Consider the following 23,763-nt stretch of genomic DNA (forward strand, 5'->3'; position numbering starts at 1 on the left):
GGGTCACTGCTGGCGGTGATCGATGCGCGGGTAAGAGTGGGAGATCAGAAGGCCAGCAGCAACATCAGGCTGATGTTGGCGGCGAGCATGACCAGCGCAGGCAGTATCTGTGCGCGAATGATGTGGTAGCGGTCATCCAGTTCCAGCAGGGCCGCCGGCACGATGTTGAAGTTGGCGGCCATCGGCGTCATCAGCGTGCCGCAGTAGCCGGACAGCATCCCCAGCACACCGACGATGGCCGGGTTGCCGCCATGCAGCGCGATGACCAGCGGATAGCCGATACCGGAGGTGATGACCGCAAAGGCCGCGAAGCCGTTGCCCATCAGCATGGTGAACACGGCCATGCCGACGCAGTAGGCAATCACGCAGGCGATCAGGCTGGTATCCGGCACCACGCTCGAGACCAGCCCGGCGATGGTCTGGCCGACGCCGGCCTGATCGAACAGCAGGCCAAGGGCGGCCAGGAATTGCGGCAGGATGGCGGCCCAGCCGATGGCATCGGCCAGACGGCGACCTTCCTGCATGCCGGTCGCCGGGCTTTCGCGCAGCAGCAGCAGTGCCACGGCAAAGGCCAGTACCGTCGCGACGCCCAGGCCGACCAGCGCACTCTGACCTGTCGTGAGGGTGTAAAGGAAGGTGCCGACCGGAATCACCAGCGCGGGGATGAACAGGCGCGACCCCAGACGCTTGCGGCGCGCCTGACGCGCCTCATCGCTCAACTGGCCGTAGTTGCCGAAGCCGAGCTGGCCGGTGGCGGCCAGCAGGGCCAGCGCGAGCATGGCAAGCCCGACCACGACATCGGGCAGCCACTGGCCAAATGCCAGGCTGATGCCGAAGATCATCCAGAAGGCACTGGTGCCGAGTCTGCACGGATGATCACGATCGGTGAGCGTCAAGACGGCAAAGGCCATGATGGCGAAGCCGGTAATCAGGTAGAGAGCGTCGATACCGTTCATGAGTGGCTCTCCGTCGCAGAAGTGGTGAAGGTGTCCTTGCCCGGTGTCGCGTTGGTCTGGCCGGAGGGCTGGGGGTATTCCTCGCGCAACAGCTGTTGTTCACGGCGAATGCGCGCGTCCAGCCGGCGGCAGAGCACGAATACCACCACCAGTGATACCAGCGCGGTGGGAATGGCATACAGCGCCATGTCGGCCAGGCTGACGCTGGCGCCACTCTTGTCGAGCACGCTCTTGATCAGCAACAACCCGCCGGAAGCCACGAAGATCAGCTGGCTGAAGAAGTTGCCGAAGTTCTCGCTGACGGCATTCAGAACGCGGATGCGTTGGCTCAGGGCCTTGAAGCGTGGCGAGCTCAGCGCCTCTTCGGGGAGATCACGTTCGGCGGCGCCGACTGACATCGGGGCGACCAGCGGTCGGATCATTGCCGGGTGGCCACCGAGCTGCAGGCCGAAGGCATTTGTCGCCTTGCGCAGCACCAGGTAGCTGAAGGAGATACGCCCGGCGCTGGCGGCCCGCAGTTTCTGGACCAGATGCTCGGCCTGATCGCGCAGTCCATTGCGTTCGAGCAGTCCGATCACCGGCAGGGTGATGATGAACAGCGAGACGGCGCGGTTGTCGGTAAAGGCCTGACCGAGCGCGGCGAGAATTTCAGTGGGTGACATGCCGGCCACCAGGCCGGAGGAGAAACCTGCCACCAGCACCACCAGCAGCGCATTGAGGCGCAGTGCCAGGCCGATGACGATGATGGCTACGCCGATCAATGACAGCATGAGGTGTCTCCCGAGCAGGGGGAGGACAATCGAATCCTTTCGAAGGACATGAGCATGTGCCTCTGGGTGTGAGATTGTTGTTATGAGGGTCTCGTTGCGAAGCAGGTCGAACATTGTCTGGCTGGTTGACCATTGCCGAGCAGTTCGAACATGGCAGGGCGCAATGTTTCGTTGCTTTACAACGAGAACTCAGAGGGTAGAGCGACACCAGAGGAATCCAAATGAGACATTCGGAATATATAAATTTCAACGACAAGTAGTATCGATAAAATCTATCATCCAGACATGGCTGACAGATAATATTGATGCCTTGGTAGGGCCTTGCCTCACCCCTTGAGGGGAGAAGATGTCAGCCATCGACCACTTCGGTGCTGCCATCCTCGCGCAGGCAGATACGGCGACGCCTGCCGACCTGGAAGCCAAGCATGGCGGCGCTCAGCAGGATCAGCGCGAACAGCGACGCGATCACGCGCAGGTCGGCCGTGATTTCCAGCAGAATACCGACGGCGAGTGGCCCGAGGGCGGCCAGCATGTAGCCGGTGCCTTGTGCCATGCCGGAGAGGGCGCCCGCCAGACGTGCATCGGAGGTGCGCAGCACCAGCAGCGTCAATGCCATCGAGAAGCTGCCCCCCTGGCCGAAACCGAGCAGCACGGCGAACAGCCAGCGCAGGGACAGCGGCCCGATCATCAGTCCCAGCAGGCCGATGGCGGTACAGGACAACAGCAGCAGGATGGCGGGGCGCTGGTCGCGCCCCATGCGGCCGATCACGGGGGCCAACAGAGCGGTGAGCACCTGTGCCATTACCGAGGCGGCCATCAGCCAGCCGGATTCGATATCGCTCAGGCCGCGCTGCTGAAGCAGGAAAGGCAGCCAGCCAAAGACGATATAGGCCAGGGAAGACTGGCAGCCCATGAAGAAGGTGACCTGGCGGGCCAGCGGCAGGTGCCACAGGCGGGGGGTGGCCTGCTGATGGCTGGTCATCTTCTCTGGCCACGGGTGGGGCATGCTCAGGCGCCAGGCGGGAAGCGCGATCACCACAAGCAGCGCCCAGCAGGCCAATGAGGCTTGCCAGCTGTCGAGAAGATTGGCCAGTGGCACGCTGAGTCCCGCGGCCAGCGCCGCACCAAGACATAGCGCCATGGTGTACACGCCGGTGAACAGGTCGGCTCGCTCAGGATGCTCGCGCTTGACGATGGCGGGCAGCAGGGTGCCGGCGACGCCGATGCTGCCGCCACATAACAGGGTGCCGAGATACAGCAGCAGTGCCATGTCACTGGCCCGCAACCACAGGGCGATGCCGAGAGTGACCAGGGCAAGGCTGAGGGTGCGCTCTACCCCCAGGCGGCGGGCCAGGTGCGGCGCCAGTGGGGCGAAGAGCCCCAGGCAGACGACGGGCAGTGTGGTGAGAAGGCCCGCTGCCAGCGTGCTCAGGCCCAGGTCCTGGGTGATGCGATCCAGCAGGGGTGCCAGGGATGACAGCGCCGGACGCAGGTTCAGGGCGACCAGAATCAGGATGAGCAGGAATAGGGATGCTGGCATTCGGCGCATGAGGAAACCTGAACGAGAGGACAGGTCTGTGAGAATACCGGCATATGCTCAAGCTGTCTTGCCGCGAGCCGCTCTTCCGCTGACCGGGCCCTGGACAGCAGAACGCTCGGCAATTGCCGAGCGTTCTGTCTCAATGGGCCTTTCTCGATGGGCCTTTCTCGATGGGCCTTTCTCAATGAGCCTGTCTCAATGCATCTGTCTTGGCTCAATGTCCCCGCTGCAGTGCACCGCTCCTGTGCCTCAGTACTTGGGCTCAAGCTCCAGCTCGCGTGTCGCGCTATCGACCCTGCGTGCTGCCGCGCGTTGACGCGTCGTGGCGCCGTCGGCATGCACATCGTGGCCGCGGGGAGCGACATTGCGCCATGCGGGCGTCTTCTGCAGGCGCTCGGCATTGGCGCGTGCCGTCTTGGAGATTGGCTGGCGACTCGCCTTGGCGCGAATCAGGGTCATGTCCTCGGTGCTCAGCAGCATGCCCTGGGGCGTGCGCTCCAGCACGAGGTGGCCGCGGAAGTGCCAGCAGCGCATGGGGGTATGCGCGACACGATAGCGATGGCCAGCCACCTCCAGCGAGATGGCTTCCTTCGGCTGGCAGCCAAGGGGGTGCAGGGTCACTTCCTCCAGCAGCACCAGACGATTGAAGTCGTCCGGCTGAAGTACCTGATTGCCATCATGCATGCGCACCGGGAAGGCATGGTTGTCACGCTGCAGCTCACGCCGCTTGTGACTGACGCTGCCGTTGCCTTCCACGATGCCGGCACCACACACATGCACGAGCTCGCCATCAATCTGTTTGATGACGAGCACCTCGACGTGGCGCTGCTTGAAAAGATGATCACGCAGTGAGCGTAATGGCATGGCTGAAATCCTCATCTACACCATCCGTTGGCTGAGTATATCCGTCAGAGCCCGAGTCATCTCTCTGACCGACAGGCGCTTCCATGCTGCCTGCCAAGTGATATCTCGCGCTGATAGCCACATCATACGCCGTTTGTGAGCATTTTTCCCGAATCAAGCACCAGTCTGGGGATAAACCATCTTGTCAGGACGCGACTTCATTACGCCTCTGTCAGCCAGATGACTGAGGACACTGCCTACCCTTGTCGGGTCACTCGTACTTGCCCAGCACGGCCCGGCAGATATCAGCGAAATTGCGTGCTTCCGGCGGGTGCTCCAGGTCGAGCCCCAAGGCCTTGCCGACGCGGGAGGCGGCGACCAGACCGCGCACGCTGGGTTTGCCATCATCGCCCTGCTCGGTCACCAGCAGGTGGGATTCGCCACTCTGACGCAGCGTCTCGACCAGGTCCCCGACGCGGGCGCGCTTGAGCACGGCGAGAGGAATGCCCTGCAGCTCCGCGCGGGGTATCTGCACCATGTCGGTAGTGACTTCATCGCGCTGAACATTGAAGCGGGTCATGGCACGCATCACGACTCGGCCACCCTGCAGCTCACGCGAAGTCACCACGCCGGTGAAGGTGCCATCATGATCGTGGACCAGCAGCAGGCGCACCCCCGCCTGTTTCATGGTCGCCAGTGCCTGACCGATGGAGGCGCTGCCCTGAATGCTGCGACCGGCGGTAACGGCAAAGTCCGTCACCAGCTCACTGGCCGGGCTATCCATGGTGATGTCGCCGATCGGCTGCAAAGGCAGACGAGCGGAGGTGACATGAGAGAGCGTTTCGACGTCGAGGGTATGGTAAGCCGACGGTGCAATGGCATTCATGGACTGACTCCTGTGATCAGATGACGAGCATGTTCTGCGTACTATGAGTCAGGCGAGGGCCAGGAGTTTCCTGCACGATGGGTAACCTCAGGTTGCTACTGTCGCAACAGTGACAGGATTTTCGGTCCATGAGGTCAATATTTGCTGCAATCTGTGCGAGATGGGAAATGGATAGATTCCATTTGGGAAACAAAGGCTGAGCCCGGCAGGCCGACACTGGCAGGAGTCAGCAGCCTTCTTGCCCCTGACAGCAATGATGCCCACTGCACGAGGCGAGTGGGCATCATTGAGCCGATTCAGGGAGTTACCCCTTCATCAGGGGCTGGCGTACACGCCTGGGCGCATCACACCCACTGCTTGAGGTCGCCGCGTACGGCATCCAGGAAGGTGATGAAGTCCGTCTGGTCATCGGCGTCGCAACGGTCCACCTTGCAGGCCAGCTTCATCTTGGTGCCGGCGACGATTTCGTCATACACCTCGAGCGTGAGTTTCTCGACGCTGGCATCAGCGGGTTCCTGCTCGCCATCCAGTAGGCTGAACGTTGTCATCAGCGTGCCGCGAAGACGCGTGGTGCCGCCTTCCGCGACTACACGACGCACCTTGAGCCAGCCTTCGCGCACCATGATCTCACCCTGCGCATCGCGTTGCTTGTAGATGGTGCGATAGCATGCATTCTCGGAGACGCCCTTGGCGGCCATGCTTTCATAGGCCTTGATCATGCGCGTCGCCATGGTGCCAGCTTCGGCGATCTTGCGGCGGGCAGCACGATGTTCACGTTCCAGGCGGTCTTGCTTGGAGAAACGCTGCCACAGGTGGAAGTCGCGTGTCAGAGTGGTCGCGTCCATTACAGTCTCTCTTCTCTAAAAACGGCGGGGAAAAGTGGGTGACGGCTACTGCCATGTCCAGGCGCTGATGGTGTCACGAAGGCGGGCGATTGTCTGCCCGGTTCTTGCCTCAGACGTCGAGGAGGGCCCGAGTGTCAGGTGGTCCGAGTCATGCAGGCTGGCGATGAGATGTCAGCATTGCCATGCTCAAGAGTACCATTGACTGGTCACGGACTTTTTCCAGCCCGGTCATCATCACGACTGAATCTAGGGCTTAAATCTTCTCTGAACTACTCTGCAAGTCACCCACAAGGCCCACTTTGTGAGAATCTTCGACTGCTGATCCTCGAGATTGCTGATGCTTCACGCTCAGGCTCCTGCTACGTGAGCCACGCCGCTGTGATGGGATTGCCAGTCTCGCAGGGGAGGGCGCCTGGTACACGTGAATCACATGCCTGACTTGCGCTGCATGCCTTGTAGGATGCGCAATGGTAAGGGCTGTCACGTTTCATACAGCAGCGTGAGATAGAATAGGCAGGTAAAATCATCAGGTAGCGCGCAGCGGAGGCACACGGGAAGTGCCGTAAATGAGGAAGGAATCATGGCGAAAGCAGATCGCCGTCGCAAAGCAGGAAGTCGGCAGGGTGTCTTGCGCACGGTAAACATGAAGTGGCGGTGGCCAGCTCCGGCGGGGCTGGCTGAGCGGCACCTCGCGCTTTATCAGTTGTTCATGTGGATCTACATCAGTGCGCTCGGCTGCCAGCTGGGCTACTTCGCTCTGCTGAGCCTGCAGCCTTATCCGCAGCCGGTGGTGATCAATGTCATCGGCGTCCTGCTCAACGTCCTGGCCATCATGTTCCACCGCAAGGGGTACATGAATACCGCGTTGCTGTTGCTGGTGGTGCCGGTGTCTGCCAAGGCGGCATGGTGGGAATACCAGTTCGGCGCCGAGGGTGGCTTCGAGTATTTCCATATCGTCGCCATCTTCTTCATCTGCATCGCGTCCCTGTCACGCATTCAACGGCTATTGTTCAGTAGTGTTCTGCTGCTGTTCTATATCGGCGCCCAATATCTCACCAGCCCGGTCTATATCGTCTCCTACGAGTTCATGTCGCTGGCCAGTGTCGTCAACCTGGTGATTTCCGTCACCTTCATCGCGGTGGTGGCCGTGCAGATCGGGTGGGAGGCTGAGCAGCGCGAGCAGCGCTACCGTCGAGACTTGCGTCATGACCAGTTGACGGGGGCGCTGTCTCGTTTTGCCTTGCTGGAAGAGGGGCCGCGTCTGCTGAGTCGTGGTGGCCTGGGGGTGCTGATGATCGATGTCGATCACTTCAAGGCCATCAATGATACCCAGGGGCATGCGATTGGCGATGAGGTGTTGATAGAGCTGACGCAACGACTGCGTCACCATCTGCGCGGCAGTGATCAGTTGTGCCGCCAGGGGGGAGAAGAGTTCGTGGCCCTGTGTCCGACGGAGGACAGAGAAGGGCTCCAGCACGCAGCCGAACGTTTGCTGCTCTCGATCAACAGTCGTGCCTTCACGCTGAGCAACGGCCAGCTGCTGCGGGTCACCATCAGTATCGGTGTGGCCCAGGGCGGACCGGCCGCTTGCGCGGAATCACTGCTGCCGGACCTTCTGCAGCGTGCCGATCAGGCCATGTACCGTGCCAAGCGCGAAGGGCGCAATCGGGTGGTCACCGTCTGGGATACGCCCGATCACGGTGCAGCCAGTCTCGATCAGATCGAGCCGTCTGATCACGACCACCGCCCCGATCACAGCCACGACAGGCTGGCCATGCCAGGCATGCCGCCACTGGACACTCCGGGCGATGGATCAGGCGAAGCGGCCTCGACCCCCAGTCGCTCTGATGTCAGTCACCATGACGATGTGCAGACCGCCGATGAGGTCTATCAGTGGAAGCGCTGACGCAAGGATGATGGCTTTGCCATTTCACCTCATTGGGCGTGATATCCGTGCGTGATCCACGCTCTCACCAAGCGGAGAGACAAGTTGATGATGGATTCCTGTGGCAGCGTTTCGCGCCAGGTGTCGCGCCGGCTCTTGCGGGGACTGCTGGTGGCGACGCTGGTCAGTGGTATGCCGCTTGCGGCGGTTCAGGCGGAGGAGTCGCCGAATGCTGCAGCGTCTTCGAGTGACGGGCAGGCGCCCCGGGCGCAAGTGATTGCCGACCCGGCGACACCCTCTCTGCCGCCTGCCGCCAAGGCCAACAACAGCATCTTTCGCTGTGTCCAGGCGGGGGTGCCCACTTGGCAGCAGCAGCCTTGCCAGCAGGGCGATACCCCCGTCACGCTGGATGATTCGCTGACGGTGGTGCCCGCCGCTGACGTGATAGAAGAGACTTCAGGCGAAGACCCGACCGCACAGCGCCTGGCGCGTGAGAAGGAGCGTGCCCTGGCCGCACGTGAGGAGAGTCAGCGCCAGTACCGCATTCGTTCAGCACTTGATGATGGCTATCTGGTGCAGGGTATGAGCGAGGCTCAGGCCATCTCGTTGCTGGGCAAGCCCAGTGATATCAGCGAGACGATTGCCGATGACACGTCCTGCCGTCTATTGAACTGGTGGGAAGATGTGCGCGTGCAGTTCTGCAACGATGAAGCCGTGTCCATCACGGCCAATCAGCTGGACTGAGTGACTTGCGGTCAGCGCTATCAAGGCAAGGGCCGGTGCGAGCTGAGGCGCTCGCACCGGCCCTTGCCTTGTCCAACTCGTACAGCCCTGTGCGTCAGCGCCAGGACGATGAGCGGGGTTTTCTGGCCGCAAGCCTGCTTGCCAAGAAATTGCTAATATAAGGCATGATCTAGCGTAGAACCCGGCTTTTTCATGTCCGATGTTGCGAAATGGCGACGACCGGGTGGTGAAGTTGCCACATTACCGAGTTTATCGAACAGTGTTAGATTACTCTCCGAACGCAGCGGCAAGCCCCTCAAGTGTCATCCAGGGGCATGGCTGACTGGCCGACGAGCCAGGCTGCAACACTATTCGGTGAGGAGAACACGCATGAACAAGTCCATCCTGATTGGCGCGATCGTGGCTGCACTGGGCATTGGCGGTGGAGTGGCGATCGGCAGCTATACGGCCAGCAACTCAGGCCCTGAATATGCCGATATCGTGGCGGTGGATGCCGTGACGGAAACCGTGACCACCCCGCGCGAGGTCTGTCACAACGAGACCGTGACGCATCAGGCTCCCAGCAAGGACACCCACAATGTCGTGGGCACGGCCGTTGGCGCGATCGTCGGCGGTGTGGTGGGCAATCAGTTTGGCGGTGGCAATGGCAAGAAGGTGCTGACAGCCGCGGGTGCCGTGGGTGGCGGTTATGCCGGCAACCAGATCCAGGGCCAGATGAAGAAGGGCGACACCTACACCACGACCGAACAGCGCTGCGAAACGGTGCAGGACGCGTCAGACAAGGTGGTCGGCTACGACGTCAAGGTCGACATGGGTGACGAGACCCGCACCGTGCGTCTCGAGGAGAAGCCGGATGTGAAGCGCTTCGAGATCCGTGACGGTGAGCTGGTGTTGCCCCAGCAAGGCTGAGGCCAGCTAGCCGCCAGACCAGAAGCCCCCCGACGGATTCCGTCGGGGGGCTTCTGGTTTCTGGACATCCAGCTTTCTGGGCATCCAACCGTGCTCTTTTCCATCAGACCGTCAGGTCATCAGCTGGCATCCGCCGTGGCCGGCAGTGCCTTGGCGATCTCGCGTGCCAACTGCTCGCCAGTCACACGCCAGCCTTCGCCCAGGCTATTGACCAGCGCCGGATAGCCGTCATCCGTCAGGGGAGTCAGCGTCTGGATGTCGCCTTCCTCCAGCACGCTGCCATCCACGCCGCGCAGGCGCCAGCGACCGGTGATGACGGACTGGCCATCGTGGCGGCCGATGAAGCGATCCAGGCTTACGCTCAGGCGTGCGCCCTTGAGGCCGCTCAGGCTGGTGTCCGCGATACGGTACTGGCTCAGCGGTTGGGCGGGGCTGGCCTTGAGCTGTGTCAGCAGCTGGCGGGTCAGCATGTCCTGCAGGTCATCGGCCCACAGGTTCTGACTGGCCTGTACCAGCGTGATGTCATCCGTCTGATAGACCAGACTGCCGCCTTCCAGGTAGCTGGCCAGTTGCACCGGCATCACTTCCAGCAGGGGCGCATCGGCGGCAACGCTGCGCTGGGCACCGGCCTGTGTCGTTTGTGGCAGCAGGTAGGCGCCACCGGTGGCGGCAGTCGTGCAGCCCGCCAGTGTGCCGAGCATCAGCAAGCCTGCCATCAGGCCGCCGAAGCGGCCCTTGTGCGAAGTTGAAGTGCGCGGTGAGGCAGACGCGCTGCACGCTTGCGGCACGGTGGCTGTGCGGGTCGAGAGACTCATGGCTGTCGTCATCATTGGGCCCTTGGGATCGGATCGCGAGTGGTCGGCTTGTCGAAGATCAGGCTGGAGGGGTTCTTCTCCAGCGTGTCGAGCAGCGGTTCCGCCTTCTTGAGCACGCGGTCCAGTCGTTCGAGATCGCCTTCCAGCTTGCGGTAGGCGGAAGAATCCGGTGTCAGACCATCCAGGGTACGATTGAGGTTGTCGATGCTGGTGCTGATATCGCCCGGCAGCTTCTGTACCGCCTCGGAACCCAACAGGCTATCGACATGACCGGCCGTCTTGTCGAGGCGCTTGACCAGACTCTCGGAGGCCGACAGCGTCTTGTTCAGGTTGCTCAGTACCGGCTCGACATCGAGTGCATTGAGCTTGTCGAGCAGGGCATTGAGCTTGGCTTCCATCTGCGCCAGGCCCCCCGAGACGCTCGGCATGACCTCGATATCATCGAAGGTATCAGCCTTGTAGGGCGGCGGGTTGTCATAGAAGTCGAGATCGACGAACAGGGCGCCGGTCAGCAGGTTGCCGGATTTCAGCGTCGCGCGCATGCCGCGCTTGAAGAGGCGCTCGAGGCGCTTCTTCCACTGCGCCACGCCTTCATCATCCACTTGCCCCTCGAGGCGTTCGGGCTCGATGCGAATCAGCACCGGAATCTCGAAGCTCGACAGCGTCCGCACGCGCTGGTGGGTCAGGCGATAGGGCACGCTGACCACGGTGCCGAGACGGACGCCGCGGAATTCCACCGGCGCGCCGCGCGACAGGCCACGCACGGTATCGTCGACCATGATCACGTAGTCGATGGCCTGGTGGAAGCTGCCTTCACGGGCCTCTTCCTGGTCGGAATACAGCGTGAAGGAGGTGTTCTCGACCACCGGACGACCACGCGGCAGGTCTTCGGGAATGCCGAAGGCCACCCCGCCGCTCAGTACGCTTTCCAATGACCCGACATCGACCTGCAGGCCCTGGGAATCCAGGCGCAGGCTGACCCCGCTGGTGGACCAGAAGCGCGTGGTGGAGGTCACCAGCTCATGGTAGGGCGAGTCGATATACAGGGTGTAGTGCATTTCCTTCTCGCTGGGGCGGAACTCGCTGGATTCCACGCGCCCGACCACGAAGCCCTCGTAGGTGACGGGGTCGCCGTCGGAGAGCACGCTGCCATCGTTGCTGGTGAGGTCGATGCGCAGTCCCTTGGCATCCTGCGTCGTCACCGGCGGTTGCTCCAGCGCCACGAAGTGATCCTCCTCATCGCGGCTGTCGCCGGGCTGAAGCTGGATATAGGCCCCCGACAGTACGGTATTGAGGCCACTGATGCCCTCACGACCGATGCGCGGCTTCACGACCCAGAGTCGCGAGTCGGCATTGAGCATGCGCTCGCTGTCCTTGGACATGCGCGCGGTGACGATGGTCTTGTCAAGATTGTCCGACAGGCGCACGGATTCGACCTTGCCGACCTCGACATTCCGGGTCTTGATCAGGGTCTTGCCCGCCTCGATACCTTCCGCCGTCTCCATTTCGATCGTGATCAGCGGGCCACGGCTGGCGTAGTTGTGCCACACCATCCAGGCGCCGATCAGCAGGGCCACGATCGGGACTATCCAGATCGGCGAAAGGCGGCGTCGACTTTCACGACGTGCGCGAGAATCATCACTCATAAGTCATCCTGTGAGGCGGCAGCGGAAGGGGGATTGCGGGAGGCATCCGGGGTCGTGAACGGAGGCGTGGCCTGCGAGGACGCGGCAAGAGATGCGGAGCCCGTCAGCGGGGTCAGCGGCAGATCACCGAACAGCGTGTTCGCCATCATCGTCTTCTCCGTCTCGGTGTCCCAGACAAGGCGTGGGTCGAAGCTCAATGCCGACAGCATCGTCAGCACCACCACGCAGGCAAAGGACAGCGCCGCGGGCCCCGGGTGGACCGACATCAGCGCGCCCAGCTGGATCAACGCGGCCAGCAGCGCCACCACGAAGACATCGACCATCGACCAGCGCCCGACATATTCGGTGATGCGGTACAGGGTCACCCGCGCCCGCGCATGCTGCACCTCGGGGCGCTGGGCGCTGATGCACAGCCAGGCGATGGCGATCATCTTCGAGGCCGGCACCAGGATGCTGGCGATGAAGATGACCATCGCGATGGGCCAGTCACCATGTGACCACAGCACCACGATGCCACCGGCAATCGTCTGCGGGTCATTCTCCCCGAGACTGACCGTGGTCATGATCGGAAAGAGATTGGCGGGGATGTACAGAATCGCCGCCGCGATCAGCCACGCCCAGGTGCGCTGCAGGCTCTGCGTCTTGCGCTGATGGACAGGGTCGCCGCAGCGGCGGCAGTGGGTGTGAGCCTCCCGTTCGCCGCAGGCGTTGATCAGGCCGCAGCTATGGCAACTGGCCAATCCCTGCAAGGCAGCGCCGATGCCCGGCAACGTCCCGCTGGGGGCGGCTGGCTCGCCTGCCAGCGCGAACCACATGCGATCTCCATCGATGCTGGCCAGCGTCTTGGTCATCAGCAGGGCGAAGGCGCAGAACGCCCAGAAGGAAGGGCCGAAGCTGATATCGGCCATGCCGGCGATCTTGACCAGGCTCACCATCACGCCGACCAGAAACACATCCGCCATCATCCACGGGCGCAGGTGGCTCAGGGTGCGCGCAATGCCACGAATACCCGGCAAGGGCAATTTCAACCCGATGGCCGCATGGGTGTAGATGACGCCCAGCAGGTAGAGCGCCGGCAGCATCACGATGGTCAGGATCAGCAGCACGGCCAGGGAAGGATAGGACTCGGCCGTCAGGGCGGCGGGCGTATCGATCAGGCTGAGGCTTGCCGAGATGCCACTGGTGGCAAAGGCGATGAACTCGAAGGGCAGCGTCAGTACCAGCATCACCAGGCACGCCATCGCCAGTGCCAGGGTGCGTTGCACGGCATGGGCATGGCGCTGGGCGAACAGATGATCGCAGCGCGGGCAGCGGGCGCGCTCGCCGGCCTTGAGCGCCGGCAGTGCCACGACGAGGTCGCAGCACTCGCAGGCACGCATCCGCCGCCGTGACACGCCTGACGTGACAGGCGCGAACACCTGCGGCGGATCACGGGTTTCAAAGGTACGCCGGGTGTAGCGGCGCAGGGCAGCAAGGGGACGAGGCATGTCGCTCCAGCGGGATCGGGTGGTGTATCGCCGTGCCGCGCGTGTTCGGGGCATGCGCAGAGGCATTGTCAGCCGCGGCTTGACCACGCCTGCGGCTGCGCTCTTGGGACAGCGCTCTCGAGGATGCGCTCTCGGGGATGCGCCGTCAGTGGCCTGCCCCCATGCACACGCGGACCTGCGAAGGTATAGGAGCTGTAGGAGCACCAGGCCTGCGCAGGCAAACAGTGTTCGATAGTAGCATGATGCCGCAAAAGGCTGATGGCACTCAATGCTTGCCGCGTGAGCGCGCCTTTTATTGCCAGCCTGCAAACAGGCACGCCGCCCGGAGAGGGCGGCGTGCAGGGCCGTCACGCAATGTGACAGCAATGAGGCTTCTGTCGTGATCAGAGATCAGACAAGGTCATCCTCCTGGCGGGCCGCTTCGTGGGCTCGCTTGAGGTCCTTCGGCTCACCGAAGAGGCGGCGCACGACCACATAGCAGACCGGCACCAGGAAGATCGCCAGCACCGTGGCCGAGATCATCCCGCCGATCACGCCGTTGCCGATGGCGTGACGGCTGGCGGCACCCGCACCCGTCGAGATGGCCAGTGGCACGGCACCCAGGGTGAAGGCCAGCGAGGTCATCAGGATCGGGCGCAGACGCATGCGCACGGCTTCCATGGTGGCATCGATCAGCGAGCGACCTTGCACTTCAAGGTCCTTGGCGAACTCGACGATCAGGATCGCGTTCTTGGCCGAGAGCCCGATGGTCGTCACCAGGCCGACCTGGAAGTAGACGTCATTGTCGAGTCCGCGCATCCAGGTGGCGAGCAGGGCACCCAGCACCCCCAGCGGTACCACCAGCATGACGGAGAACGGAATGCTCCAGCTCTCATACAGCGCGGCCAGACACAGGAAGACGAAGACCAGCGAGATGGCATACAGATACGGTGCCATGCCGCCACTCTGGGATTCCTGCAGCGAGATGCCGGTCCATTCCAGCGCGACGCCATTGTTGAGCTGGCTGACCATCTCTTCCATGGCCTGCATGGCCTCACCGGTGGAGTAACCCGGTGCCGCCTGTCCCAGCAGTTCCATCGAGGAGACGCCGTTGTAGCGTTCCAGCTGCGGCGACCCGTAGGTCCACTCGCCGTTGATGAAGGCACTCAGCGGCACCATCTCGCCGGAGGTGTTGCGTACGTACCACTTCTTGAGGTCTTCCGGTTGCATGCGGGCACTGGCTTCCGCCTGCACATAGACCTTCTTGGTACGACCGTTGTCGAGGAAGTCATTGACGTAGGTCGAGCCCCACGCCGTGGAAAGCGTCGAGTAGACCTCTGACAGCGAGACACCCATCGCCGTCGCCTTGAGTTCATCGATATTGAGCGTGAACTGCGGGCTGTCTTCCAGACCATTGGGGCGCAGGCCGGTCACGGCCGGATTCTGGCCCGCCATGCCCAGCAGCTGGTTGCGCGCGTCGGTCAGTGCCTTGTGGCCGATGCCGCCACGGTCGACCAGCATCATGTCGAAGCCGCTGGCGTTGCCCAGTTCCATGATCGGCGGCGGGTTGATGGCGAAGACCAGGGCTTCCTTCAAGGTGCTGAAGTAGCTCTGCGCTTCACTGACCACGCTGAAGGAATCGCGCTCGCGCTCATCCCACGGCTTCAGGTTGATGAAGGCCAGGCCCATGTTCTGACCGCGACCGGCGAAGCTGAAGCCGGCGACGTCGAACATTTCCTGAACCGCATCTTCCTGATCGACCAGGAAGTGATGCTCGACCTTTTCCAGCGTCTCGAGCGTCTGTTCCTGAGTGGAGCCCACCGGCAGGATGACCTGGTTGAACAGATAGCCTTGATCCTCATCCGGCAGGAAGCCGGTCGAGATGCGCGTGAATACCACGCCACAGCCGACGACGATCAATGCATAGACCAGCATCGAGCGCCCGGTGCGCTTGAGCATGCCGCCAACGCCTTTCTGGTAGCGCGCGTTGGAGCGATCGAAGACCCGGTTGAAGAGGCCGAAGAAGCCGGTGGTCTTCTCCTTGGTCGGCTTGAGCAGGGTGGCGCACAGGGCCGGCGTCAGGATCAACGCCACCAGTACGGACAGCGTCATCGCCGAGACGATGGTCACCGAGAACTGACGGAAGATCGCACCGGTGGTGCCGGGGAAGAAGGCCATCGGAATGAACACGGATGACAGCACCAGGCCGATACCCACCAGTGCGCCGGTAATCTGGCCCATCGACTTGCGAGTCGCTTCCAGTGGCGAGAGCTTCTCTTCGTGCATAACGCGTTCGACGTTTTCCACCACCACGATCGCATCGTCGACCAATAGCCCGATGGCGAGCACCATGGCGAACATCGTCAGGGTATTGATGGAGAAGCCCAGCACTTCCAGCACCCCGAAGGTGCCCAGCAGCACGACCGGCACCGCGATGGTCGGAATCAGGGTGGCGCGGAAGTTCTGCAGGAACAGCAGCATCACCAGGAAGACCAGTGCCACGGCTTCCAGCAGTGTCATCACCACTTCTTCGATGGAAATCTTGACGAAGGGTGAGGTGTCGTACGGAACCTTGAAGCTCATGCCCGGCGGGAAGTAGGCGGACAGTTCATCGAGGCGGTCCTTGACGGCCTGGACGGTGTCCAGCGCGTTGGCGCCCGAGGCCAGCTTGATCCCCAGGCCAGCAGCAGGCTTGCCGTTGTAGCGGCTGACGGTGCTGTAGGTTTCGGCGCCTTTCTCGGCGCGGCCGACGTCACGCAGATAGACCTGAGAGCCATCTTCCTGGGTCTTGAGCAGGATGTTGCCGAACTGCTCCGGCGTTTCAAACAGGGTTTGCGCCACGATGGTGGCGTTGAGCTGCTGGCCTTCTTCCGCCGGCAGATTGCCCAGCTGGCCCGAGGCGATCTGGTTGTTCTGCGTGCTGATGGCCGTGGTGACGTCGCTGGTGGTCAGCTTGAAGTTGTTGAGCTTCTGCGGGTCGAGCCAGACACGCATGGCCCCCGGCGCGCCGAACAGCTGGGTCTCGCCGACGCCCTGGACACGCGCGACCTCATCCTGGATGTCGGAGGCGACATAGTCGGTCAATTGCTGCTTGGTCATGCTGCCATCGTCAGAGACGAAGGCCGCGACCATCAGGAAGCTGCCGGAGGACTTGGTGACTGAAACACCCTGGTTCTGTACGGATTGCGGCAGGCGCGGAGTGGCCAGCTGCAGCTTGTTCTGTACCTGAACCTGGGCGATGTCGGGATCGGTGCCGGTGTCAAAGCTCAGCTCGATGCTGGCGTTGCCCTGGGAGTCCGAGGTCGAGCTCATGTACAGCAGATTGTCGATGCCGTTCATCTGCTGCTCGATGACCTGGGTCACCGTGTCTTCCACCGTCTGGGCGGAGGCACCGGAGTAGGTAGCCTGGATGGTGATGCTGGTAGGGGCCAGCGAGGGGTACTGCTCGATCGGTAGCTTGAGGATACTGAAGATACCCCCCAGCATCACGATGATGGCGAGCACCCAGGCAAAGATAGGGCGATCGATGAAGAATCTGGCCATGACGTTTGAGGCTCCTGGAACGTCGTTCGGGACGGTCGCCAGTCACACGAGAAGCGTCTCTCGTCTGACTGGCGACAGTGGCGCGAAAAGCGGGGGCAAGCTTACTGGCTATCGCCGGTCTTGGCCTGTTCACTTTCCGAGGAGTCGCTGCTGGCAGCAGTCCGCGACTGAGGTGCAGCGTTCTGGTCAGTGCCTGTCTCGTCCGAGGCGATCTCGACCGTGGCACCCGGCTTGATCTTCTGCAGACCGCTGACGATGACCTTGTCATTGCTGTCGAGGCCGCTGGTCACCAGCCACTGATTGTCGATGGCCTGACCGATCACGACCTGCTTGGCCTCGACCTTGTTCTCGGCATTGACCGTCATCACGCTGGCCTGGCCCGTGCTGTCACGGCTCACGGCCTTCTGCGGAATCAGGATGGCATCCTTGGCAACGGCTTCGGTCAGACGGGCACGCACGAACATGCCCGGCAGCAGCAGCTCATCTTCGTTGGGGAACAGTGCGCGCAGCGTGACCATGCCGGTCCCCTGGTCGACAGTGACATCCGCGAACTGCAGCTTGCCCTTGGCGCCATAGACGCTGCCGTCTTCCATCACCAGCTCGACTTCCGTCTGGACCGGGGCGGTGGCGGCATCGCGATTCTCGCCCAGCTCACGCTTGAGGCGCAGCACTTCGGTGGCGGACTGGGTCAGGTCGACATAGATGGGGTCCAGCTGCTGGACGGTGGCCAGGCTGGTTTCCTGACTGGCCGTGACCAGTGCGCCCTTGGTGACGCTGGACTTGCCGATACGACCACTGATCGGTGAGGTGACCTTGGTGTAATCCAGGTTGATCTGCGCGCTGGATACCGCGGCCTTGGCTGAGGCGACATCGGCACGGTCTTCGCCGACGGTGGCCACGGCATCGTCATAATCCTGCTGGCTGACCATCTTGCGCGCGACGAGATTCTTGTAGCGCTTGGCCTTGAGGCTCGAGGTGTTGAGGCTCGCCTCGGCGCGCGCCAGGCTCGCCTTGGCGCTCTCGACATCGGCGCGATAGGTGCGCGAATCGATGTGATAGAGCACCTGACCTTCCTCGACGTCACTGCCTTCGGTGAAGTCGCGCGATTCGATGATGCCGCCGACCTGCGGACGCACTTCCGCGATCTGATAGGCACGCGTGCGGCCTGGAAGTTCGGTGGTGAGCGGTACATCCTGGGCAGTGACGGTGACGACATCGACCTGAGCGGCCTGGCTGGCGCCTGCGGCGGAGCCTTGGCCAGCCTCCTCCTTGTCGCCGCTACAGCCGGCCAGCAAGGCACCGACCAGCAGCAGGCTTGCCGGAAGCAGGCCGAGGCGGCGGGCATTGAAAGCCAATGGGTGTCTCTGCAAGCGGGATTGACTGGGGGAAGTCGGGGCCATGGAGCGTCCTTTACGAAATTCAGGGGCTGAAGTGCGTCACTATCGCCACATTGTGACTTACCGCAGGCGCGGCAGGTCAAAGCAACGATGTCATGATGAGGAATATATTTAGCCCGCTATTCTATCGGAATGGCGAGGCGACTGTATGGTTGTTTTGTGCAGTTATTGCGCACCCTGTTGCAACAGATTGTTGCCATGTGAGCAGCATTCTGAACGTCTTGGAGGGGGATGCAAGACAATGCAATTCGCTTGCCATGCCCGCAGGCGTGCACATGCCTCGCCTCACTCAAGATGCGTGCACAAGTCAGGTGAGACGAGGTCAGTGATGGTGCATCAATATGCGCAAATTCTGAATAAGTTATCAGATCGAAGTGTCTGAATGATGAACTCCCCGACCCCGTACGCGAATGCATGTCGTCAGCACATGACGGATCAGCGGATCAGCATGAGGTCGGGAGAGCGAGGAAGCGGGAGGGCGAAAGAGCGGAAGTGCTGAGGGGCTGAAGCGCTGAGGGGCTGAAGAGCAGGGCGACCTCTCGAGTCATCTGGCGGGGGCAGCGCAACCGCAAGAGGACGCGGCAGGGGCGGGTGACCAGGGGCGGAACGCCGTGAATTGTGCCACCAGCGGGGCAAGGCTTGCGCGGTCCTCCGGCAGCTGTGGTTGGCGCAGCAGACGCAGGCGCGGGCGATCAGCGAAGGCCTCCTCCAGTCTGGCGGTCCAGTGTCGTTGCTGTTCTCGCCAGGTCGCGACCCAGTCAGCCTGCGGCTCGTGGGGCGTTGAGGAGGGACCGCCAGCCCCTTGCGCGGCGGGTTCCGGCAGGCACTGATTGATGATCAAGCCGCCGACGGCCAGGCCATGAGCTTCCAGCGCCTCTCGTGTTCGGGTCGTCTCCAGACACGGCAGCTTCTCCGGCGTGCTGACCAGAATCACGCGCGCCCGGCGGGTATCGCTCAAGCGCTGACGCAATGCTGCGTAGCGCGTACGGCGTTGCTCCAGCGCCTCGCTGATCGGGTCTTCCGGCGCTTCTTCGCCTGGCGTCTCTGACGCCTGCTGACTGTCCAGCCACAGGCTGCGTTCGGCGACGGCGCGCCTACGCTGACCCAGCATGCCCTCCAGCCAGCCGCCCAGCACTTCAGGCAGGCTCAGCAGTCGAATTGTGTGCCCGCTGGGGGCCGTATCGAACAGGATGTGGCGATAGTGTGAAGTTTCATCTTCCAGCGGGGCTGGCGGAGTCAGGATGATCTCCACCAGCGCATCGAAGAGTGCCGCTTCACTGGTGCCGGGGGCGTGGCGTGACAGCTCGAGCTGGCGCATCACGGTGGCACTGCGCTCGCCACTTACCAGGGGGGCGATTCGCTGGCGGACCGCCTCCAGGTAGCGGTCGCATTCCCGTTCGGGGTCCAGTTCCATCACGTCGAGGCGCGGCGCGATGTTGCAGGGCTTGCCACCGACCGCACCGAACAGGTCGCCGAGGTTGTGCGCGGGGTCTGTCGACACCAGCAGGGTCGCTTCGCCTTTCTCCGCCAGTGCCAGCGCCTGGGCCGCCGCGCAGCTGGTCTTGCCGACACCGCCCTTGCCACCGAAGAACCAGATCTCGGGATGCTCCGATTTCCCGGCTTGCTCCGGTGCTTGGCCAGACTGGTGAGTGTGAGCCTTGTGAGCCTCGTGAGTTTCGTAAGTCTCGTGAGCCGCTGACGGCTGAGTGCCTTCCCAGACAGCCGTATCTTTCGCCGTGCGGAATGCTGCGCGTTTCCATAGCCTGCTCAACAGCACTTGATGCCCTCCAGCGGTGAATGCTCAAGTCCCTGACGCAGGTGCCAGTCATGCATGCGTTCCAGCATCAGCGGCAGCATCTCCAGCGAGACGGCCGGCGCCGGATTGGGGATGCCCATCAGCTCCGCGAAGCTCATCATCATGAAGATGTCCTCCTCCTCACGGGCAAGCTGCGCCAGATCGCGCTGCTGGTTGACGCGCAGCATGGCCTCCCAGCCATCCCGCAGCTGAATGGCGCCTGTCAGCAGGCGCCTTGTCAGCCCCGGCTGGCGCGGTAATGACGCCAACCGAGTATCGTCATCAGCTCTCATGAGCGCTCACCCGGGCGGGAGACTTCAGGCTGCGGCTGGCCTCGAGCAGAATCCACAGCGCAAACACCATGATCAGGCTGCCGAAGGTGAACAACAGCCATTGTGGGTCGTTGCTGCCCATGCCCGACCAATCCAGCACCACCTGCTGCACCATCGCCCACAGCGTCATGATCATCAGGAAGACCATCGGGGCCAGGGTATAGATGACAGGGCGGCCCTGACGCTTGAGCCACACCGACACCAGCATCAGCGAGATGCCCGCCAGCAGCTGATTGCTGGTGCCGAACAACGGCCACAGCAGGTAGCCGCCGGAACCGAAGCCCTTGGGTCCCTGCGGCAGGATGACCAGTGCGGCACTGGCGATGACGGCGATGCTGGTGGCGACATGCTTGTGGCTGAGCGCTGGCATGCCGTATTCGCTGCCCAGTTCCGCGATGATGTAGCGCATCAGGCGCACGGCGGAGTCCAGCGTGGTCGCTGCGAAGCTGACCACGATGACCGCGACCAGCGTACTGCCGACGTTGGCGGGCAGGCCGAGGTGCGAGATCAGTTGGCCGGACCCCTGAACGAAGCTCGAGAGGCCATTGGCACCCGCCGCGGCGAAGCTTGAATAGGTTGCGGTGAAGTCGGCCTGGGTTGCGAACAGGGTTGCCACCGCGATGATGGAAATCAGCGCCAGCATGCCTTCGCCCAGCGCGCCGGAGTAACCGATCAGGCGCGCATCCGGTTCATGGGACAGCTGCTTGGAGGTGGTGCCGGAGGCGACCAGACCGTGGAAGCCCGAGATGGCGCCGCAGGCAATGGTGATGAACAGCAGCGGGTAGAAGGACATCTCGGCATCGGCGTTGAAGGCCGGCGCCTTGAGATGCGGGCCACCTACGGCCAGTCCCAGGTACAGCAGTACCAGCCCGACCACCAGCTGGTGAGAGTTGATGGTGTCGCGTGGCTGCAGCAGTTTCCAGACCGGCAAGACCGACGCGATGTAGACATAGCTCATCAGCGCGATGATCCACACCAGGAAGGCGCTGGAGATGGGCGAAAGGCCGAACAGCAGGGTGGCATCTTCGCCACCGGCCATGGCGGTGAAGGCACCGGCCAGGTCGATCTGCAGGAACTCGAACTGACCCGCCAGCAGGGCGGCGGCATACATCACCATCAGCGCGAGCAGCGAGGGGATCAACATCTTGCCGCCACGACGATAGACGCGATGGCCGATCCATACCGCCAGCGGAATCTGGATCAGCACCGACAGCACGCTGGCCGGGAAGTTGATGAACAGATTGGCGATCACCCAGGCGAACACCGCGTTCAGCATCAGGACCAGAATCAGGATGATGAACAGAAACAGCAGCTTGGCACGCTTGCCGATCAGCTTGTCCGCCAGGGTGCCGACCGACTGGCCGCGATGGCGCGCCGATAGCGTCAAGGTGCCGAAATCATGCACGCCTGCCGCGAACAGACTGCCCAGCACGACCCACAGCACGGCCGGCAGCCAGCCCCAGTAGACGGCGATCGCCGGACCGACGATGGGGGCTGCGCCCGCCACCGAGGTGAAATGGTGACCCCACAGCACCCAGCGATTGGTCGGCAGATAGTCGGTGTCATCGCGCAGCGCATGTGCTGGCGTCACGAAATTCGGGTCGAGGCGGAAGATGCGTTCGGCCAGAAAGCGGGAATAGAAGCGATAGCCGATGGCGAAGGCGGCGCAGCCGAACAGGGCAAGCCAGATGGCGTTCATGGCAGATTCCGAGGGGCGTGGTGATGGATTGAGTAGGGCGTGCTGGCGTGTGCTGGTTGTCAGGTCGACATGCCGCTGTCGAGCGCACGCCGAGCAAGACCTTCCGTCAGGGCTTTCAAGCAAGACTTTCAACACATTGGTGCAGATCGGCGTGACGCTAACATCGATAAATGCGCATATAACTTCGCCATTGGTCGCCCCGACGCGCGCCGGCATGTCGCCAGCAAACCTCCAGGACATTCCTGAATCGCCGCCTCTCTGCGTGGACTGAACGCAGAAGCGCGCCGCTGCCTTGTGCTCAGGCGGCATCACGCGCGGGGTAGCCGTTTTTGCCTCGCTCTGCCTTGCGACCAAGGAGTATCAGTGGGTTGATCCACGCGACCTTGTGTTCCGCCAAGCTCTTCTATACTCGAAGCAAGTCGGAGCACGGGGAGCCGCTCAGCGCCGTCATCTGGGTGAGGCTCTCGATAACAATGACAAGGAGGCGCCGATGTCATGGATCGCGGAATGCCTTTCCCGTGTCACCAGGCCAATGCGTCTGCGCTTGCGACGCACAGTGACGACCCTGTCACTGACGACCCTGTCACTGACGACCTTGTCACTGACAGCCCTTACCCCTTCGGTGCTGGCAGTCGAATACAACATGCCGGTCGGGGTCACCGCGGTCAGTCGCGAGATCCACTCGCTGCACATGATCATCTTCTGGATCTGTGTGGTCATCGGCATCGTAGTATTCGGTGTGATGGGCTACGCGATGATCAAGCACCGCAAATCACGCGGTGCGGTATCGGCAAGCTTTCATGAAAACACCCGTATCGAGATTCTGTGGACCGCCATCCCGCTGTTGATTCTGGTGGTGATGGCGGTGCCTGCCACCGCCACGCTCAAGGACATGTACGACGCCTCCGAATCGGCGCTGGACGTGAAGATCACCGGCCACCAATGGCGCTGGCAGTACGAGTATCTGGGCGAGGATGTCGCCTTCACCTCAAGCCTCGCGACCCCGCGCGAGCAGATCAACAACACCGCCGCCAAGGGCGAGCATTACCTGCTGGAAGTCGACAACCCGCTGGTGTTGCCCATCAATCGCAAGGTGCGTTTCCTGACCACCTCCGCCGACGTCATCCACTCCTGGTGGGTGCCGGACTTCGGCGTCAAGAAGGACGCCATTCCCGGCTTCATCAATGAGGCCTGGACGCGCATCGAGACCCCCGGCACCTATCGTGGCCAGTGCACCGAGCTGTGCGGCAAGGACCACGGCTTCATGCCGGTGGTGGTCGAGGCGCTACCGGAGGCCGAGTTCGATGAGTGGCTGATCGCGCGCAAGGCCGAAGCCGAGGCCGCGCTCAACGATGCCGGTCGTGACTGGAGCCTCGAGGAGCTGATGGAGAAGGGCGAGAAGACCTACGCCACCATCTGCGCCTCCTGTCATCAGCCGGATGGCCAGGGCATGCCGCCGGCGTTCCCCTCGCTGGTAGGCAGCGCCATCGTCACCCAGGACATGCAGGCGCACATCGATATCGTGGTCAACGGCAAGGCGGGCACGCCCATGGCGGCCTTTGCCGATGTGCTGAGCCCGGTCGAGCTGGCGGCTGTCATCACCTATGAGCGCAACGCCTGGGGCAACGATACCGGCGAGCTGGTGCAGCCAGCCGTCATCAAGGAACAGCTGTCTCAATAGCGTGCAAGCGA

At 62.6% G+C, this 23,763-nt stretch carries 18 protein-coding genes; 4 read left to right on the top strand and 14 right to left on the bottom strand.

The genetic code is table 11. The features are described from left to right. Nucleotides 1-44 precede the first annotated feature (44 nt). From QD356_RS01820 to QD356_RS01845, 6 genes are all read right to left on the bottom strand, one after another. Complete coding sequence (locus QD356_RS01820) at nt 45-956, bottom strand: DUF979 domain-containing protein (RefSeq protein WP_192838450.1); 912 nt, start codon at nt 954-956, stop codon at nt 45-47. Beyond that, nucleotides 953-1,726 carry a DUF969 domain-containing protein gene (locus tag QD356_RS01825; protein WP_064503231.1) on the bottom strand — a complete coding sequence of 258 codons (774 nt, stop codon included), beginning with the start codon at nt 1,724-1,726 and terminating at the stop codon, nt 953-955. The genes QD356_RS01820 and QD356_RS01825 overlap by 4 nt, the downstream gene beginning before the upstream one ends. A gap of 349 nt (nt 1,727-2,075) precedes the next feature. Then, on the bottom strand, nt 2,076-3,266 hold the full coding sequence (locus tag QD356_RS01830; RefSeq protein ID WP_225996473.1) for an MFS transporter: 1,191 nt from the start codon (nt 3,264-3,266) through the stop codon (nt 2,076-2,078). Between the two features lie 249 nt (nt 3,267-3,515). Next, nucleotides 3,516-4,130, bottom strand: a complete 615-nt coding sequence (locus QD356_RS01835; RefSeq protein ID WP_192838452.1) for a hypothetical protein — start codon at nt 4,128-4,130, stop codon at nt 3,516-3,518. Between the two features lie 250 nt (nt 4,131-4,380). Next, on the bottom strand, nt 4,381-4,995 hold the full coding sequence (locus QD356_RS01840) for a CBS domain-containing protein (RefSeq protein WP_043331851.1): 615 nt from the start codon (nt 4,993-4,995) through the stop codon (nt 4,381-4,383). A gap of 344 nt (nt 4,996-5,339) precedes the next feature. Continuing rightward, on the bottom strand, nt 5,340-5,840 hold the full coding sequence (locus tag QD356_RS01845; protein WP_131431471.1) for a hypothetical protein: 501 nt from the start codon (nt 5,838-5,840) through the stop codon (nt 5,340-5,342). A 709-nt stretch (nt 5,841-6,549) separates the two neighbouring features. On the opposite strand from QD356_RS01845, the gene QD356_RS01850 reads away from it, so the two are divergent. From QD356_RS01850 to QD356_RS01860, 3 genes are all read left to right on the top strand, one after another. Next, the gene (locus QD356_RS01850; RefSeq protein WP_192838453.1) at nt 6,550-7,746 is read left to right on the top strand and encodes a GGDEF domain-containing protein; all 1,197 of its coding nucleotides are present in this window, start codon (nt 6,550-6,552) and stop codon (nt 7,744-7,746) included. A gap of 87 nt (nt 7,747-7,833) precedes the next feature. Next, complete coding sequence (locus tag QD356_RS01855; RefSeq protein WP_043331848.1) at nt 7,834-8,469, top strand: hypothetical protein; 636 nt, start codon at nt 7,834-7,836, stop codon at nt 8,467-8,469. A gap of 369 nt (nt 8,470-8,838) precedes the next feature. Continuing rightward, nucleotides 8,839-9,378, top strand: coding sequence for a glycine zipper 2TM domain-containing protein (locus QD356_RS01860; protein ID WP_192838454.1), 540 nt, complete (start codon nt 8,839-8,841; stop codon nt 9,376-9,378). Between the two features lie 119 nt (nt 9,379-9,497). On the opposite strand, the gene QD356_RS01865 is transcribed toward QD356_RS01860, so the two are convergent. The 8 genes from QD356_RS01865 to QD356_RS01900 form a co-directional block, all read right to left on the bottom strand. Further along, nucleotides 9,498-10,193, bottom strand: coding sequence for an ABC-type transport auxiliary lipoprotein family protein (locus tag QD356_RS01865; RefSeq protein WP_192838455.1), 696 nt, complete (start codon nt 10,191-10,193; stop codon nt 9,498-9,500). Between the two features lie 11 nt (nt 10,194-10,204). Beyond that, on the bottom strand, nt 10,205-11,839 hold the full coding sequence (gene pqiB / locus QD356_RS01870) for an intermembrane transport protein PqiB (protein WP_054554969.1): 1,635 nt from the start codon (nt 11,837-11,839) through the stop codon (nt 10,205-10,207). Continuing rightward, a complete protein-coding gene (locus tag QD356_RS01875; RefSeq protein WP_192838456.1) occupies nt 11,836-13,326 on the bottom strand; it encodes a paraquat-inducible protein A in 1,491 nt (496 codons plus the stop codon). Before QD356_RS01875 ends, pqiB begins: the two co-directional genes overlap by 4 nt. Before the next feature lie 390 nt (nt 13,327-13,716). Next, nucleotides 13,717-16,848 (bottom strand): efflux RND transporter permease subunit, encoded by a 3,132-nt coding sequence (locus QD356_RS01880; RefSeq protein WP_192838457.1) that lies wholly within the window; start codon nt 16,846-16,848, stop codon nt 13,717-13,719. Between the two features lie 101 nt (nt 16,849-16,949). Beyond that, on the bottom strand, nt 16,950-18,248 hold the full coding sequence (locus tag QD356_RS01885; protein WP_192838458.1) for an efflux RND transporter periplasmic adaptor subunit: 1,299 nt from the start codon (nt 18,246-18,248) through the stop codon (nt 16,950-16,952). Between the two features lie 541 nt (nt 18,249-18,789). Next, nucleotides 18,790-20,022, bottom strand: a complete 1,233-nt coding sequence (locus tag QD356_RS01890) for an ArsA family ATPase (protein ID WP_192838459.1) — start codon at nt 20,020-20,022, stop codon at nt 18,790-18,792. Then, on the bottom strand, nt 20,013-20,333 hold the full coding sequence (locus QD356_RS01895; RefSeq protein WP_225996474.1) for a cory-CC-star protein: 321 nt from the start codon (nt 20,331-20,333) through the stop codon (nt 20,013-20,015). Before QD356_RS01895 ends, QD356_RS01890 begins: the two co-directional genes overlap by 10 nt. Next, nucleotides 20,323-22,071, bottom strand: coding sequence for a carbon starvation protein A (locus QD356_RS01900; RefSeq protein ID WP_192838460.1), 1,749 nt, complete (start codon nt 22,069-22,071; stop codon nt 20,323-20,325). Before QD356_RS01900 ends, QD356_RS01895 begins: the two co-directional genes overlap by 11 nt. 490 nt (nt 22,072-22,561) lie before the next feature. Here QD356_RS01900 and coxB point away from each other — a divergent pair, with 490 nt between their 5' ends. Further along, the gene (gene coxB / locus QD356_RS01905) at nt 22,562-23,752 is read left to right on the top strand and encodes a cytochrome c oxidase subunit II (RefSeq protein ID WP_225996475.1); all 1,191 of its coding nucleotides are present in this window, start codon (nt 22,562-22,564) and stop codon (nt 23,750-23,752) included. Nucleotides 23,753-23,763 lie beyond the last annotated feature (11 nt).

This window comes from Cobetia sp. 2AS (assembly GCF_029846355.1).
Lineage (GTDB): Bacteria > Pseudomonadota > Gammaproteobacteria > Pseudomonadales > Halomonadaceae > Cobetia > Cobetia amphilecti.

Bases quoted from the DNA above. Each gene is read 5' to 3' on its own strand.
- QD356_RS01820 (WP_192838450.1), bottom strand. From the start codon at position 956: ATGAACGGTATCGACGCTCTCTACCTGATTACCGGCTTCGCCATCATG.
- QD356_RS01825 (WP_064503231.1), bottom strand. From the start codon at position 1,726: ATGCTGTCATTGATCGGCGTAGCCATCATCGTCATCGGCCTGGCACTG.
- QD356_RS01830 (WP_225996473.1), bottom strand. From the start codon at position 3,266: ATGCCAGCATCCCTATTCCTGCTCATCCTGATTCTGGTCGCCCTGAAC.
- QD356_RS01835 (WP_192838452.1), bottom strand. From the start codon at position 4,130: ATGCCATTACGCTCACTGCGTGATCATCTTTTCAAGCAGCGCCACGTC.
- QD356_RS01840 (WP_043331851.1), bottom strand. From the start codon at position 4,995: ATGAATGCCATTGCACCGTCGGCTTACCATACCCTCGACGTCGAAACG.
- QD356_RS01845 (WP_131431471.1), bottom strand. From the start codon at position 5,840: ATGGACGCGACCACTCTGACACGCGACTTCCACCTGTGGCAGCGTTTC.
- QD356_RS01850 (WP_192838453.1), top strand. From the start codon at position 6,550: ATGTGGATCTACATCAGTGCGCTCGGCTGCCAGCTGGGCTACTTCGCT.
- QD356_RS01855 (WP_043331848.1), top strand. From the start codon at position 7,834: ATGATGGATTCCTGTGGCAGCGTTTCGCGCCAGGTGTCGCGCCGGCTC.
- QD356_RS01860 (WP_192838454.1), top strand. From the start codon at position 8,839: ATGAACAAGTCCATCCTGATTGGCGCGATCGTGGCTGCACTGGGCATT.
- QD356_RS01865 (WP_192838455.1), bottom strand. From the start codon at position 10,193: ATGAGTCTCTCGACCCGCACAGCCACCGTGCCGCAAGCGTGCAGCGCG.
- pqiB (WP_054554969.1), bottom strand. From the start codon at position 11,839: ATGAGTGATGATTCTCGCGCACGTCGTGAAAGTCGACGCCGCCTTTCG.
- QD356_RS01875 (WP_192838456.1), bottom strand. From the start codon at position 13,326: ATGCCTCGTCCCCTTGCTGCCCTGCGCCGCTACACCCGGCGTACCTTT.
- QD356_RS01880 (WP_192838457.1), bottom strand. From the start codon at position 16,848: ATGGCCAGATTCTTCATCGATCGCCCTATCTTTGCCTGGGTGCTCGCC.
- QD356_RS01885 (WP_192838458.1), bottom strand. From the start codon at position 18,248: ATGGCCCCGACTTCCCCCAGTCAATCCCGCTTGCAGAGACACCCATTG.
- QD356_RS01895 (WP_225996474.1), bottom strand. From the start codon at position 20,333: ATGAGAGCTGATGACGATACTCGGTTGGCGTCATTACCGCGCCAGCCG.
- QD356_RS01900 (WP_192838460.1), bottom strand. From the start codon at position 22,071: ATGAACGCCATCTGGCTTGCCCTGTTCGGCTGCGCCGCCTTCGCCATC.
- coxB (WP_225996475.1), top strand. From the start codon at position 22,562: ATGTCATGGATCGCGGAATGCCTTTCCCGTGTCACCAGGCCAATGCGT.